At 63.4% G+C, this 13897-nt stretch carries 12 protein-coding genes; all 12 read left to right on the top strand.

The genetic code is table 11. The features are described from left to right. Positions 1 to 143: 143 nt before the first annotated feature. Genes mraZ through murB form a run of 12 tightly spaced genes read left to right on the top strand, consistent with a single transcriptional unit; the run spans position 144 to position 13812 of the window. On the top strand, positions 144 to 608 hold the full coding sequence (mraZ, locus tag EET67_RS10270) for a division/cell wall cluster transcriptional repressor MraZ (protein ID WP_128626169.1): 465 nt from the start codon (positions 144 to 146) through the stop codon (positions 606 to 608). Further along, positions 605 to 1615 carry a 16S rRNA (cytosine(1402)-N(4))-methyltransferase RsmH gene (gene rsmH, locus EET67_RS10265; protein ID WP_128626032.1) on the top strand — a complete coding sequence of 337 codons (1011 nt, stop codon included), beginning with the start codon at positions 605 to 607 and terminating at the stop codon, positions 1613 to 1615. The genes mraZ and rsmH overlap by 4 nt, the downstream gene beginning before the upstream one ends. A 6-nt stretch (positions 1616 to 1621) precedes the next feature. Next, positions 1622 to 1996, top strand: coding sequence for a cell division protein FtsL (gene ftsL, locus EET67_RS10260; RefSeq protein WP_128626031.1), 375 nt, complete (start codon positions 1622 to 1624; stop codon positions 1994 to 1996). Then, complete coding sequence (locus tag EET67_RS10255) at positions 1993 to 3705, top strand: peptidoglycan D,D-transpeptidase FtsI family protein (RefSeq protein ID WP_128626030.1); 1713 nt, start codon at positions 1993 to 1995, stop codon at positions 3703 to 3705. The genes ftsL and EET67_RS10255 overlap by 4 nt, the downstream gene beginning before the upstream one ends. A gap of 53 nt (positions 3706 to 3758) precedes the next feature. After that, on the top strand, positions 3759 to 5213 hold the full coding sequence (locus tag EET67_RS10250; protein WP_128626029.1) for a UDP-N-acetylmuramoyl-L-alanyl-D-glutamate--2,6-diaminopimelate ligase: 1455 nt from the start codon (positions 3759 to 3761) through the stop codon (positions 5211 to 5213). Further along, positions 5210 to 6643 carry a UDP-N-acetylmuramoylalanyl-D-glutamyl-2,6-diaminopimelate--D-alanyl-D-alanine ligase gene (locus tag EET67_RS10245; RefSeq protein ID WP_128626028.1) on the top strand — a complete coding sequence of 478 codons (1434 nt, stop codon included), beginning with the start codon at positions 5210 to 5212 and terminating at the stop codon, positions 6641 to 6643. Before EET67_RS10250 ends, EET67_RS10245 begins: the two co-directional genes overlap by 4 nt. Positions 6644 to 6669: 26 nt before the next feature. Next, positions 6670 to 7752 (top strand): phospho-N-acetylmuramoyl-pentapeptide-transferase, encoded by a 1083-nt coding sequence (gene mraY, locus EET67_RS10240; RefSeq protein WP_128626027.1) that lies wholly within the window; start codon positions 6670 to 6672, stop codon positions 7750 to 7752. A gap of 9 nt (positions 7753 to 7761) precedes the next feature. Beyond that, positions 7762 to 9162 carry a UDP-N-acetylmuramoyl-L-alanine--D-glutamate ligase gene (murD, locus tag EET67_RS10235; protein WP_128626026.1) on the top strand — a complete coding sequence of 467 codons (1401 nt, stop codon included), beginning with the start codon at positions 7762 to 7764 and terminating at the stop codon, positions 9160 to 9162. After that, complete coding sequence (gene ftsW / locus EET67_RS10230) at positions 9162 to 10316, top strand: putative lipid II flippase FtsW (RefSeq protein WP_128626025.1); 1155 nt, start codon at positions 9162 to 9164, stop codon at positions 10314 to 10316. Before murD ends, ftsW begins: the two co-directional genes overlap by 1 nt. 3 nt (positions 10317 to 10319) lie before the next feature. After that, positions 10320 to 11447 carry an undecaprenyldiphospho-muramoylpentapeptide beta-N-acetylglucosaminyltransferase gene (murG, locus tag EET67_RS10225; RefSeq protein ID WP_128626024.1) on the top strand — a complete coding sequence of 376 codons (1128 nt, stop codon included), beginning with the start codon at positions 10320 to 10322 and terminating at the stop codon, positions 11445 to 11447. Further along, positions 11444 to 12850, top strand: coding sequence for a UDP-N-acetylmuramate--L-alanine ligase (gene murC, locus EET67_RS10220; RefSeq protein ID WP_128626023.1), 1407 nt, complete (start codon positions 11444 to 11446; stop codon positions 12848 to 12850). Before murG ends, murC begins: the two co-directional genes overlap by 4 nt. Next, complete coding sequence (gene murB, locus EET67_RS10215) at positions 12847 to 13812, top strand: UDP-N-acetylmuramate dehydrogenase (RefSeq protein WP_128626022.1); 966 nt, start codon at positions 12847 to 12849, stop codon at positions 13810 to 13812. Before murC ends, murB begins: the two co-directional genes overlap by 4 nt. Positions 13813 to 13897: the final 85 nt, after the last annotated feature.

Genomic DNA, 13897 nt, shown 5'->3' with positions numbered 1-13897 from the left:
GTTCCCCAAGCGAGCAGTCGCAGCGGTGGTGCCAGCCGGGTTTGCTGTGTTCGAAAGCAGGGAAAAGAGCATCACGGTCACGCAACGCGGCAGGCTGGAGGATGCGGTGATGAGGGGCGCGACGGAGGCGGCTGTATCGAGTGATGGACCGGTTCCTGTCAAATGCGGTAAACAGGATCGACGCCAAGGGGCGGGTCTCCGTTCCGGCGCATTTTCGCTCGGTTCTGCAGAGGCGCGGCTACGGCGAATTATATGCGCTGCGGGCACTCGACGTGCCGGCGCTGGATGTCGGCGGGCTCGACCTGCTCGACCGCTACGAGCAGCGCATAGCGCTCGAGGATCCGTTCTTGCAGACGGCGGACGATATGTCGTTCTTTTGCCATGGCGATGGAATGTTCCTGAAGCTGGATCAGGATGGGCGCATCACGGTCACCGACTTCATGCGCGAACATACCGGCATTTCCTCGGAAATTGCCTTTGTCGGCCGCGGCAATTTCTTCCAGATATGGGAGCCGCAGCGTTTGAGCGCTTATGGCGCACAGGTGCGCGCACGGCTTTTGCAGCTTCGTCGAGGGACGGGCGAAGGGCGGGTGGAGGAAGCGGAATGATGGCGGGTCACGGCGAAGACCATAGCGCCGTTGGCGGACCGGCCCGTCACATTCCGGTTCTCCTCCAGGAAGTGATCGCCGCGTTGGAGCCGAAGCAAGGCGAAGTGATTGTCGACGGCACCTTTGGCGCCGGTGGCTATACGAGGGCGCTGCTTGCCGCCGGTGCGTCGGTGGTGGCAGTCGACCGCGATCCTGATGCGATCGCTGCCGGGCGGGAACTGGAGGCAGCCTCTGGCGGGCGCCTGCTTCTGGTGCATGGCCCGTTCTCCCGCCTCGATGATTATGCGCAGGATGTCGACGGTGTCGTTCTCGACATCGGCGTTTCCTCGATGCAGCTCGATCAGGCCGAGCGCGGTTTTTCCTTTCGTGCCGATGGGCCGCTCGATATGCGCATGGCGCAGAAGGGGCCAAGTGCTGCCGATATCGTCAACCGCTTCAAGGCAGGCGACCTTGCCCGTATCTTTGGCTTTCTGGGCGAGGAGCGGCATGCCGGCCGCATCGCCCGGATGATCGAGAAGCGCCGCGCCGTTCGCGGCTTCGAGCGCACGCGCGATCTGGCCGAAGCCATCGCCGATCATGTCGGGCGCAACCCCAAGGACAAGATCCATCCGGCAACCCGTGTGTTCCAGGCGCTGCGCATTTTCGTCAATGACGAGTTGGGCGAGTTGGCACGTGCGCTGTTTGCGGCCGAGCGGGCGCTTAAACCCGGCGGGCGGCTGGTCGTCGTCACTTTCCATTCGCTGGAGGACCGGATCGTCAAGCGCTTCATTGCCGACCGTTCCGGCAGCGCTGCCGGTTCGCGCTATCTGCCGGAAGCGCAGGTGAACCCGGCGACATTCGGCAAGGCCGGTGGGGTGGTTGCCGCTTCGGATGCCGAAATCGAGGCCAATCCGCGCGCGCGCTCGGCCAAGCTGCGCGCTGCGATCCGCACTGAAGCGCCGGCACGCGCCGCCGATTTTTCGATCTTCGGCCTGCCCAAACTGCCCGAAATCCAGTCGGAAAGGTAACGTCAAATGTTCCGCACGACCGACATCGTCCTCATTGCCGTCATGGTTTCGGCTGCCGCCTTCACCTACAAGACGAAGCATGAGGCGGAAAACCAGCTCGCCGAATTGCGCAGGATCGAGCAGCAGATTCGTTTCGAGGCGGATTCGATCGATCTCCTGAAGGCCGATTGGAGCCTGCTTACCCAGCCCTCGCGCTTGCAGAGGCTGACCGAGATCTATCAGTCTCAACTTCAATTGGAGCCGGTCGAGGCGCGACAGATCGTCGATCTGGAAGACCTGCCGCCACGGCCGATAGAGATCCAGGACATCTTGAACGAGCCCCTTGGGGGCATGGCAGACAACGGAACCGACAAGGTGGTTACGGGAGCGGTGGTGCAATGATGAAGCTTTGGCGCAAACGCAAGTCGAACGCCGAAGCGTCAACTCCATCCATCGTGGTGGACGGCGCCCGCAAGGCCATCGGCGGCCGCGCCAAAAACCGGGTCGTCATGACCATGGCGGTTTTCTTCGGCATCTATGCGACCATTGCCGGTCGGCTCGTTTATCTCGGCCTGCAGGACCCGGAAGCTTCCAGTGGGCCGGTCGCGCGCATCACCGCCTCGCGCCCCGATATCATCGACCGCAATGGCGAAGTGCTGGCGACCGACATCAAGACCGCTTCGCTGTTTGCCGAGCCGCGCCGCATCATCGATGCCGACGAGGTGATCGAGAAGCTCCAGACCGTCCTGCCTGACATCGAGGTCGAACAGACCTATCGCAAGCTCAAGAGCGGCACCGGTTTCGTGTGGCTGCAGCGCCAGCTTACGCCGCGCCAGCAGGCCGACATCATGCAGCTCGGCATTCCCGGCATTGGCTTTCGCACCGAAAAGCGCCGCTTCTATCCGGGCGGCTCGACCGCAGCGCATATTCTGGGCCTCACCAATATCGACAATCAGGGCATTGCCGGTATGGAAAAATATATCGACGACCAGGGCCTGGCCGATCTTCGCGCCAGCGGCCTGGTCGAGGCCGACAATCTCAAGCCGGTGAAACTGTCCATCGACAACCGCGTGCAGCACATCGTCCATGACGAGATCACCCGCGCGCTTGAGAAATACCAAGCCATCGCAGCCGGCGCGGTTGTGCTCAACGCCAAGACCGGCGAAGTGCTGGCCATGGCCTCGGTGCCGGATTTCGACCCCAATAACCCCTATAATGCGCTCGACAAGGATCGCCTCAACCGCATGTCGGCCGGCGTCTATGAAATGGGCTCGACCATCAAGAGCTTCACCACCGCCATGGCGCTCGATTCCGGCAAGGTAACGCTCGACAGCACCTTCGATGCTAGGCGTCCGATCACCATCGGACGGCAGACGATCCGCGACTTCCATGGCAAGGGCAGGGTGCTCACCGTGCCCGAGGTCTTCATCTATTCCTCCAATATCGGCTCGGCGCGCGAGGCCGATGTCGTCGGCATCGAAGGCCACCGGGAATTTCTGAAGCGCATCGGTCTGCTCGACCGCCTGCAGACCGAGCTTCCGGAAGTGGCGCGGCCGACCGAGCCCAAGGTATGGAAGAAGGTCCACTCGATCACCATCGCCTTTGGCCACGGCATGTCCACCACGCCGCTGCAGACGGCGGTGGGTGCGGCGGCGCTGATGAATGGCGGCAGGCTGATGAACCCGACCTTCCTGCCGCGAACCGAGGAAGAAGCCATCGCCCGCTCCACGCAAGTCGTCAGCCCGCAGACCAGCGCCGATATGCGCTATCTCTATCGGCTGAACGCAGAGAAGGGATCGGGCAAGCGTGCGGAAGTTCCCGGCTACCGCGTCGGCGGCAAGACCGGCACGGCCGAAAAAGTGGTCAATGGCCGCTATGCGCCCGGTGTCAGGTTCAACGCCTTCCTCGCCGCCTTTCCGATGGATGACCCGCAATATATCGTGCTCAGCATCGTGGACGAGCCCAAGCCGGAGAAGCCGGGACTGGGTGCGACCTCCGGTCTCAATGCCGCCCCGGTGGTTGCCAATATCATTCGCCGCTCCGCATCATTCCTTGGCGTGAAGCCAGATTTCGGCCATGAAAATGAAGCAAAGCTGGTTTCCTACCAATGATTCTCAGGGCGCGCCGGCAAAGCGCGCCATTTGTTTGTGACGACTGGACCCTGATGAAACTCAAAGACCTTGCCGGTATCCTGCCTGTCGAAGGAATTGTTCCCGCCGACATGGAGGTGAGCGGCGTCTCCTCGGATTCGCGCCAGGTCAGGCCGGGCGACCTGTTCGTCGCCGTTGCGGGGAGCAAGGCGGATGGGGCGAGTTTTGCCGCCGATGCGCAGAAACGGGGTGCTGCGGCCATCGTCGCGGCCAGGGGAGCAGCGCTCGGTGCGCTCTCCATTCCAGTCATTGCCACTGACGAGCCAAGGCGCGCGTTGGCCCTGCTTGCGGCACGTTTCTTCAGTCGCCAGCCCGAGACGATGGTGGCCGTCACCGGCACCAGCGGGAAGACTTCGGTTGCCGCCTTCACCCGCCAGATCTGGGAGCATGCCGGGCTCGCCTCGGCCAGCATCGGCACCACCGGTGTCGTGGCGCCGGGCCGCAACGACTATGGCTCGCTGACGACGCCGGACCCGGTTGCCCTTCACCGCCTGCTCACCGAACTTGCCGAGGCCGGCGTCACCCATGCGGCGATGGAAGCTTCCAGCCACGGTCTCGACCAGAGCCGGCTCGACGGCGTGCGGCTTGTGGCCGGTGGCTTCACCAATCTCGGCCGCGACCACATGGACTATCATCCGACGGTCGAGGACTATCACCGCGCCAAGCTGCGCCTGTTCGACACGCTGTTGCCCAAGGGCGCGCCGGCGGTGATCTTTGCCGACGACCGCTGGTCGGAGCCGACGATTGCAGCGGCACGCGCCGCTGGCCTCAAGGTGTTGACTGTCGGCCGCCAGGGCGATTTCCTGCGCCTGAAGCGGGTCGAGCATGAACGTTTCCGTCAGCGGGCCGAGATCGAGGCCGACGGCGTCATCCATGAGATCGACCTGCCGCTCGCAGGCGATTTCCAAATCTACAATGCGCTCGTTGCCGCCGGCCTGGCGATAGCCACCGGCACGCCTTCATCCGCGGCGCTTGGCGCGCTTGAAAAGCTTGGCGGTGCGCCGGGCCGGCTCGAACTCGTCGGGACGACTGGAAATGGTGCGCCGGTCTATGTCGATTATGCCCACAAGCCGGATGCGCTGGAAAATGTGCTCGCTTCGGTACGGCCGTTCACCACCGGAAGGGTGATCGTGGTGTTCGGCTGCGGCGGCGACAGGGATCGCGGCAAGCGGCCGATCATGGGCGAGATCGCGACACGATTGGCCGACGTTGCCATCGTCACTGACGACAACCCGCGTTCGGAGGTTCCCGAGGAAATCCGCTCGGAAATCCTTGCGGCCGCACCCGGCGCCATCGAGATCGGCGACAGGCGCATGGCGATTGCCGAGGCGATCGCCATGCTGCATGCAGGCGACACGCTGATCGTGGCCGGCAAGGGCCATGAGGAAGGGCAAACGGTCGGGTCGCAGACCTTCCCGTTTTCTGATCATGAAGAGGTGCGGCGGGCGCTTAAGGAGCATGCCGCATGACACATCTGTGGACAGCCGAAGCGCTTGTTGCCGCCATGGATGGCCGTCCTGTCGGCCAGATGCCGGCAGGCGTCACCGGCATTTCCATCGACAGCCGCAGCCTGGAGCCGGGTGAGGCCTTCTTCGCCATCAAGGGCGAAAACATGGATGGCCATGATTTTGCGACCGCAGCCATCAAGGCCGGCGCGGGGCTTCTGGTGGTGGCGGAAGGCAAGCTGCCGGCGCTTGGCCGCCTGACCGCCCCGATGATCGTGGTGCCGGACGTGCTTGCCGCGCTGGAAAAAGCGGGCATCGCTGCACGTGCACGGACCAGCGCCAAGGTCATCGCCGTCACCGGCTCGGTCGGCAAGACCAGCACCAAGGAGGCGCTGCGCCACGCTCTATCTGCCGTGGGCTCAGTGCATGCCTCGGCGGCGTCTTTCAACAATCATTGGGGCGTGCCGCTGACGCTGGCGCGCATGCCGGAGGATTGCGACTATGCGATCTTCGAGATCGGCATGAACCATGAGGGCGAGATCCGCCCGCTGGTGAAGATGGTGCGCCCGCATATCGCCATCGTCACTGGTGTCGCCGCCGCCCATCTCGGCCACTTCAGCAGTCTCGATGCCATCGCCAGAGCCAAGGCCGAGATATTCGAAGGCGTCGAGCCGGGCGGCACGGCCCTCATCAACCAGGACGACCCGCGCTTCAAGCTGCTTCACAAGCTGGCGCGCGATGCCGGCGTGGAACAGGTGTGGGGCTATGGCGAACATGCAAAGGCGCAGGTGCGGCTGACGAATTTCGTCCTCCACCACGATCATTCGATCATGACCGCCAAGGTCGGCGGGCAGGAAGTGGCGGTCAAGATCGGCGCTCCGGGACGCCATATCGTCCAGAACGTACTTGCCGTATTGGGGGCGGCGCAGCTTGCCGGTGCCGATATTGCCGGTGCGGCAATCGCGTTGGCCGACTTGAAGGCCGAGCGCGGTCGCGGGCGACGCCATACATTGCGCAAGCCGGGCGGGCAGTTCACGCTGATCGACGAGAGCTACAACGCCAACCCGGCCTCGATGAAGGCGGCGATAGACCTGCTCGACGCGACGCCAGCTGCCGGCGATGGAAGGCGCATTGCCGTGCTCGGCGACATGCTGGAACTCGGGCAATATTCACCCAAGCTCCATAGTGCGCTGGCTGAATTGATCACCGAGACGAAGACCGACCGCGTGTTCCTGGCGGGACCGGAAATGAAAGTCCTGGCCGATCTTTTGCCAAGCGATTTCAGGGCCGAGTACAGGCAGACCGCCGCTGAGCTTCAACAGGTCCTGTTCGAGGCGATCCGGCCGGGTGACGTCGTCATGGTCAAGGCGTCGAAGGGCATCGGTTTTGCAAAGCTGGTGGACGCGTTGATCGAAAAATTCTCGGCTGAGGCCGAACATGCCAGAAGCCGCTGATAGCGGTCCGGGGGAACTAGCTTCATATGCTTACATTGCTCGTTGATTTCTCGGACCAGTTTTCGGTCTTCAATATTTTTCGCTACATCACTTTCCGGACCGGTGGGGCGCTCATCACCTCGGCGCTGCTCGTCTTCATCTTCGGGCCGCTGATCATCGATTCGCTGCGCATCCGCCAGGGCAAGGGCCAGCCGATCCGCGCCGACGGCCCGCAGACGCATTTCAAGAAAGCCGGAACCCCGACCATGGGCGGCCTGATGATCCTGTCGGGCATCGTCGGCTCGTCGCTTTTGTGGGTCAACCTTTCCAGCATCTATGTCTGGGTGGTGCTTTTCGTGACACTCGGCTTCGGCGCGATCGGCTTTTACGACGACTATCTGAAGGTGACCAAGCAGTCGCATCTGGGCCTTTCCGGCAAGAAGCGGCTGGGCATCGAATTCGTCATTGCCGGCATTGCCGCCTGGGTCATCATGCAGGCCGGGCAGGCGCCGTTCTCCTCCTCACTCACCTTCCCCTTCATCAAGGATTTCCTGCTCAATCTCGGCTGGTTCTTCATCCCCTTTTCCTGCCTGGTAGTGGTGGGAGCCGGCAATGCCGTCAACCTCACCGACGGGCTGGACGGGCTTGCCATCGTGCCGATCATGATTGCGGCCGCTTCCTTCGGCGTCATCGCCTATCTGTCCGGTAACGCTGTCTTTGCCGAATATCTGCAGATCCACTTCGTGCCGGGAACCGGCGAACTCGCGGTCATTCTGGGCGCGGTCGTCGGAGCTGGCCTGGGCTTCCTGTGGTTCAACGCACCGCCCGCCGCCATTTTCATGGGCGATACCGGCTCGCTCGCGCTCGGCGGCCTGATCGGCACGATCGCGGTCGCCACAAAGCATGAGATCGTGCTGGCCATCATTGGCGGGTTGTTCGTGCTTGAGGCGCTGTCGGTGATCATCCAGGTCGGTTTCTTCAAGATGACGGGTAAGCGCGTCTTCCTGATGGCGCCGATCCACCACCATTTTGAGAAGCTCGGCTGGACTGAAAGCCAGGTCGTCATCCGCTTTTGGATCGTCGCCGTCATTCTTGCCCTGGTCGGCCTGTCGACCCTAAAATTGCGGTAGAGGCTTGCGATGATCCCGGCGCGCTCTCTTTCCGGACGACGTGTTGCACTCTTCGGGCTTGGCGGCTCGGGGCTGGCAACCGCACATGCGCTGATCAAGGGCGGTGCCGATGTTCTGGCCTGGGACGACAATCCCGAGAGCGTGGCCAATGCGCAGGTTGCAGGCATCGCCACCGGCGATCTGCGCCAAGCGGACTGGGGTGGCTTTTCCTCCTTCGTGCTGTCGCCCGGCGTGCCGCTGACCCATCCCAAGCCGCATTGGACCGTCGAGCTTGCCAAGGCCGCCAGCGTCGAGATCATCGGCGATGTCGAGCTGTTTTCGCGCGAACGCAACGGCCAGGCGCCGGATGTGCCCTTCATCGCCATCACCGGCACCAACGGCAAATCCACGACAACGGCGCTCACCGCCCATATCATCAAGGCTTCGGGGCGCGATGCGCAGATGGGCGGCAATATCGGCCGCGCCGTCATGACGCTCGATCCGCCTGAGCCCGGCAGGCACTACGTCGTCGAGTGCTCGTCCTACCAGATCGATCTTGCCCCTTCGATTAACCCGACCGCCGGCATCCTGCTCAATGTCACGCCCGATCATCTCGACCGCCACGGCACCATGCAGCACTACGCCTCCATCAAGGAAAGGCTGGTTGCCGGCAGCGACACGGCCATCATCGGCGTGGACGACATCTATTGCGCGCAGATTGCCGACCGCCTCGAAAAGGCGGGCAAGCAGGTGATCCGCATCTCTAAGCGCCTGCCGCTGACCGACGGTTATTTCGCCGCTGGCGAGGATCTGATGGAAGCGATTGGCGGGCGCTACAGCCGCATCGGCTTTCTCGAAGGCATCGGCTCGCTGCGGGGCCAGCACAATGCCCAGAACGCGCTGGCGGCAGTCGCCGCCTGCCTCAAGGTGGGGCTCGATCTCGGCGAGATTCAATCCGGCCTGGAGAGCTTTCCCGGACTTGCCCATCGCATGGAGCAGGTCGGCCGCAAGGACAATGTCCTTTTCGTCAATGATTCCAAGGCCACCAATGCAGATGCGGCAGCACCCGCACTGTCGAGCTTCCCGCGCATCTACTGGATTGCTGGCGGTCTTGCCAAGGAAGGCGGCATCGAGCCGTTGCGCGGTCTCTTTCCCCGCGTCGCCAAGGCCTATCTGATCGGCGCGGCCGCACCCTCCTTTGCAGCGACGCTGGGCGAGGCGGTGCCTTACGAGATTTCCGGCACGCTCGATGCGGCGGTCGAGCATGCCGCCCATGACGCGGCGCAGGACCGCGCGCAAGAAGCGGTTGTACTCTTGTCGCCGGCCTGCGCCAGTTTCGACCAGTTCAGGAATTTCGAACTACGCGGCGACAGCTTCAGGCAACTGGTCGCTGCTATTGACGGAATGAAAATCATCGGAGGGACAGACTGATGGCAAGCCGTCTGGATACGAGCCCGGTAGCGGTCTGGTGGCGCACGGTCGACCGCTGGTTCCTGGCCGCCTTCCTGTCGCTGATGGGGCTTGGCATCGTGCTGTCCTTTGCGGCAAGCCCCGCGGTTGCCGAGCGCATCGGCCTCGGCAGCTTCCACTTCGCCACAAGGCAGATATTCTTCACCATCCCGGCTCTGGTGGTGATGATTGCGGTGTCGTTCCTGGAGGCACGCGAGGTGCGGCGCATGGCGCTGATCATGCTGGGTGCCTCGCTGGTCCTGATGGTCGCTGCCCTTTATATCGGCGTCGAGGTCAAGGGCGCGCGCCGTTGGGTCTCGCTGGCCGGCGTCTCGCTGCAGCCTTCCGAATTCCTCAAGCCGGCCTTCGTCATCGTCTGTGCCTGGCTGTTTGCCGAGCATGCGCGCCAGCCCGACATTCCGGGCAATCTATTCGCTATCATCCTGCTTGGCCTGGTGGTGGCGCTGCTCGTCGCCCAGCCGGACTTCGGCCAGACCATGCTGGTTCTCGGCACCTGGGGCGTGATGTTCTTCATGGCCGGCATGCCATGGCTGTGGATCATTGCGCTGGGTGCCGTCGGTATCGGCGGTGCGGTGGCAGCTTATTCGGCGTTTCCGCATGTCGCCGGACGCATCGATCGCTTCCTCACCGGCGAGGGTGATACGTTTCAGGTCGATATGGGGCGCGAGGCGCTCGTCAATGGCGGCTGGTTCGGCGTCGGTCCGGGCGAGGGCACGGTCAAGCGGGTCATCCCCGACAGCCACGCCGATTTCGTCTTTGCGGTGGCGGGCGAGGAATTCGGCATCGTGCTGTGCTTCCTCATCATGCTTCTGTTTGCCTTCATCGTGCTTCGCGGTTTGAACATCGCGCTGAAGGAGCAGGACGATTTCACCCGCTACGGCGTTGCGGGCCTGGTCATCGTCTTCGGCTTCCAGTCCGTCATCAATATGGGCGTCAATCTCCAGCTCATGCCGGCCAAGGGCATGACGCTGCCTTTCATCTCCTATGGCGGCTCCTCGCTTATCGCGATCGCGATCTCGATGGGCATGGTGCTGGCCTTGACCCGCAAGCGGCCTGAAAAGCGCAAGGCGCCTGGATTTACCGGTCTGTCCGGCCGCGCTCTGGCTGCGGAATAGGCCATGTCGAGAGGGACGATTCTTCTGGCCGCCGGCGGCACCGGCGGCCACCTCTTTCCAGCCGAGGCGCTTGCCCATGAGCTGATCGGGCGTGGCTGGGAGGTGCATCTTGCCACCGACGACCGGGCCGGACGCTATGCCGGCAATTTTCCGGCCAAGGCGGTTCATCCGATCGCATCCGCCACCATCGGCTCGCGCAATCCGCTGAAACTTGCCGGCGCCTTCTGGAAAATCTGGCGCGGCTTTCGCCAGTCTTCGGAGCTGATTCGTAAGCTGAGGCCGGAGGTGGTCGTCGGTTTCGGCGGCTATCCCACCCTGCCGCCCCTCTATGCCGCAACGCGCCGCAGGGTGCCGACCATCATTCACGAGCAGAATGCCGTGATGGGCCGCGCCAACCGCGCGCTTGCCGCCCGCGTCAACGCCATTGCCGGCGGCTTTCTGGCCGAAGGGGCCGGCGGACATGGCGACAAGACGATCGTCACCGGCAATCCGGTGCGGCCAGCCGTATTGGCGGCGGCCGATACGCCTTATTCGCCGTCGCAATCCGGCGAGCCGTTCAACCTTCTCGTCTTTGGCGGCAGCCAGGGCGCGCAGTTCTTTTCCGATGCCGTGCCGCCGGCGATCTCGGCATTGCCGCAGGAACTGCGCAAGAGGCTCCGCGTAACGCAGCAGGCGCGCGTGAACGATGTGGCGCGCGTTCTGGCCGCCTATGGCGAAATCGGTGTCGAGGCGCAGGTGCTGCCCTTTTTCACCGATATGGCCGAGCGCATCGCCGAATCCCATCTGGTGATCTCGCGGTCGGGCGCCTCCACCGTCTCCGAATTGGCCGTCATCGGCAGGCCGGCGGTCTTCGTGCCCTATCCCTACGCGCTCGATCATGACCAGGCCGCCAATGCCGCAGCCCTTGCCGCTGCTGGCGGAGCAGAGCTACACCCGCAGGGAACGCTGTCGCAGGGCGTGTTCTCGACCCTGATCGGGAACCTGATGCAGGCCCCCGACAGGCTGGCGGCGATGGCAATTGCGGCCAAGACGGCGGGACAGCCCGATGCCGTGCGGTTGCTTGCCGACCTGACAGAAGCTATTGCGGCGGGAAAGACGGTCGAGAACATGAAAAAGGATATGCAGCCATGAAGATGCAGCAAACGATCGGCCTGGTGCACTTCATCGGCATTGGCGGCATCGGCATGAGCGGCATCGCCGAGGTGCTGTTCAATCTCGGCTACAAGGTGCAGGGCTCCGACCAGTCAGAAAGCGCCAATGTCCAGCGGCTGCGCGAGAAGGGCATAGAATGCTTTGTCGGCCATCGCGCCGAAAATCTCGGCAAGGCCGAGGTGGTGGTGATTTCCACCGCCATCAAGAAGTCCAATCCCGAGTTGGCCGCCGCGCGCGAGAAATTGCTGCCGGTGGTGCGGCGTGCGGAGATGCTGGCCGAACTGATGCGCTTTCGCCAATGCGTCGCCATCGGCGGCACCCATGGCAAGACGACGACGACCTCGATGGTCTCGGCACTGCTGGATGCAGGCGGCCTTGACCCGACGGTGATCAATGGCGGCATCATCAATGCCTATGGCACCAATGCGCGCATGGGCGAGGGTGATTGGATGGTGGTCGAGGCCGACGAGAGCGACGGCACCTTCCTCAAGCTGCCGGCCGACATTGCCGTGGTCACCAATATCGACCCGGAACATCTTGACCATTACGGCTCTTTCGACAAGGTGCGCGATGCCTTCCGCCAATTCGTGGAAAACGTGCCTTTCTACGGCTTCGGCGTCATGTGCACGGACCATCCGGAGGTACAGGCGCTGTTTTCCCGCATCGAGGATCGCCGTGTCGTCACCTATGGTGAAAACACGCAGGCCGATGTCCGCTTTCTCAATCACCGCATGGAAGGCGCGACCTCGGTTTTCGATGTGGTGGTGCGCGATCGCAATAATGGCGCGGCAAAGACCATCAGCGACCTGCGCCTGCCGATGCCCGGCCGCCACAATGTGTCCAACGCAACCGCTGCCATTGCCGTCGCCCATGAGCTTGGCCTGTCGGCCGATCAGATACGCAAGGGCCTGTCCTCATTCGGCGGCGTCAAGCGCCGCTTCACGCCTACGGGAAGCTGGAACGGGGTCAGCGTCTTCGACGACTACGGCCATCATCCCGTCGAGATCAAGGCGGTGCTGAGGGCGGCGCGCGACGCCTGCCAGGGCCGCGTCATCGCCATTGCCCAGCCGCATCGCTTCACCCGCCTGCATGATCTGTTCGATGATTTCGCCGCCTGTTTCAACGATGCCGACACAGTCATGGTCGCGCCGGTCTATCCAGCCGGCGAGGAGCCGATCCCCGGCATCACATCCGAGGCGCTGACGGCACGAATCCGGGCCGGCGGCCATCGCGATGTGCGCTACCTGGAGGGGCAGGCGGCAATTGCGCCTATCGTGCGCGATCTTGCCAAGCCGGGCGATTTCGTGGTCTTCCTGGGCGCCGGCAACATCACGCAATGGGCTTATGCGCTGCCGAAGGAGCTTGGCGGGGAGGCGGCATGACGAAAGGCGAGGCGCTGCTTGCAAGGCTCGACGGCAGGCTTTCGGGGCTGCGAGGCCGCGTCACGCCCGACGCCGAGATGGAAAAGATCACCTGGTTCCGTGCCGGCGGCGTCGCAGATGCGTTGTTCCAGCCCGCTGACGAGCAGGACCTTGCCGCTTTCCTGAAAGCGGTGCCGGCAGATGTCCCGCTGACCATCGTTGGCGTCGGCTCCAATCTTCTGGTGCGTGAAGGCGGCATCCGCGGCTTCGTGGTGCGCCTGTCGGCCAAGGGTTTTGCCGATACCGAAATAGTGTCGCCGACGCGCATCCGCGCAGGTGCGGCCACGCCCGATAAGCGGCTTGCCGCCGCGGCACTCGATGCGGGCATTGGCGGCCTGCATTTCTATCACGGCATACCGGGCAGCGTCGGCGGTGCGCTGCGCATGAATGCCGGCGCCAATGGCGTGGAAACGAGCGAACGAGCGGTCGAGATACGCGCGCTCGACCGGAAGGGGAAAGTCCATGTCTTGTCGAATGCCGACATGGGTTACTCCTACCGTCATTCCGCCGCCGCCCCCGATCTCATTTTCACCTCGGCGCTGTTCGAGGGTTACGCGGAAAAGCCCGAGGTCATCAAGGCGGCGATGGACGAGGTCCAGCATCATCGCGAGACCGTGCAGCCGATCCGCGAGAAGACCGGCGGCTCCACCTTCAAGAATCCTGAGGGCACTTCGGCCTGGAAGGAGATCGACAAGGCCGGCTGCCGCGGGCTGATGATCGGCGGGGCGCAGATGTCGCCGATGCATTGCAATTTCATGATCAACACCGGCAACGTCACCGGCTACGATCTGGAATATCTCGGCGAGACGGTGCGTGCGCGCGTGCTGGAGACATCTGGAATCCGGCTGCAATGGGAGATCAAGCGCATCGGCGAATTCAAGCCCGGCCGGGAGGTCCAGGAGTTTCTCGGGCAGATGCTGTAGCGCGCTCTCTTGCGGCCCCTGCCGGCAACGGCCAGTGGCCTTCCGGGAGCCGGTTCGGCACCAAAAGGCGCAAATTTCATAAAAA

The sequence above is a fragment of the Borborobacter arsenicus genome (assembly GCF_003934165.1).
In the GTDB taxonomy this organism is placed as follows: domain Bacteria; phylum Pseudomonadota; class Alphaproteobacteria; order Rhizobiales; family Rhizobiaceae; genus Pseudaminobacter; species Pseudaminobacter arsenicus.
The sequence above is the reverse complement of the archived record's forward strand: the minus strand, read 5'-3'. Positions and strand labels throughout refer to the sequence as shown.

Bases quoted from the DNA above. Each gene is read 5' to 3' on its own strand.
- mraZ (WP_128626169.1), top strand. From the start codon at position 144: ATGGACCGGTTCCTGTCAAATGCGGTAAACAGGATCGACGCCAAGGGG.
- rsmH (WP_128626032.1), top strand. From the start codon at position 605: ATGATGGCGGGTCACGGCGAAGACCATAGCGCCGTTGGCGGACCGGCC.
- ftsL (WP_128626031.1), top strand. From the start codon at position 1,622: ATGTTCCGCACGACCGACATCGTCCTCATTGCCGTCATGGTTTCGGCT.
- EET67_RS10255 (WP_128626030.1), top strand. From the start codon at position 1,993: ATGATGAAGCTTTGGCGCAAACGCAAGTCGAACGCCGAAGCGTCAACT.
- EET67_RS10250 (WP_128626029.1), top strand. From the start codon at position 3,759: ATGAAACTCAAAGACCTTGCCGGTATCCTGCCTGTCGAAGGAATTGTT.
- EET67_RS10245 (WP_128626028.1), top strand. From the start codon at position 5,210: ATGACACATCTGTGGACAGCCGAAGCGCTTGTTGCCGCCATGGATGGC.
- mraY (WP_128626027.1), top strand. From the start codon at position 6,670: ATGCTTACATTGCTCGTTGATTTCTCGGACCAGTTTTCGGTCTTCAAT.
- murD (WP_128626026.1), top strand. From the start codon at position 7,762: ATGATCCCGGCGCGCTCTCTTTCCGGACGACGTGTTGCACTCTTCGGG.
- ftsW (WP_128626025.1), top strand. From the start codon at position 9,162: ATGGCAAGCCGTCTGGATACGAGCCCGGTAGCGGTCTGGTGGCGCACG.
- murG (WP_128626024.1), top strand. From the start codon at position 10,320: ATGTCGAGAGGGACGATTCTTCTGGCCGCCGGCGGCACCGGCGGCCAC.
- murC (WP_128626023.1), top strand. From the start codon at position 11,444: ATGAAGATGCAGCAAACGATCGGCCTGGTGCACTTCATCGGCATTGGC.
- murB (WP_128626022.1), top strand. From the start codon at position 12,847: ATGACGAAAGGCGAGGCGCTGCTTGCAAGGCTCGACGGCAGGCTTTCG.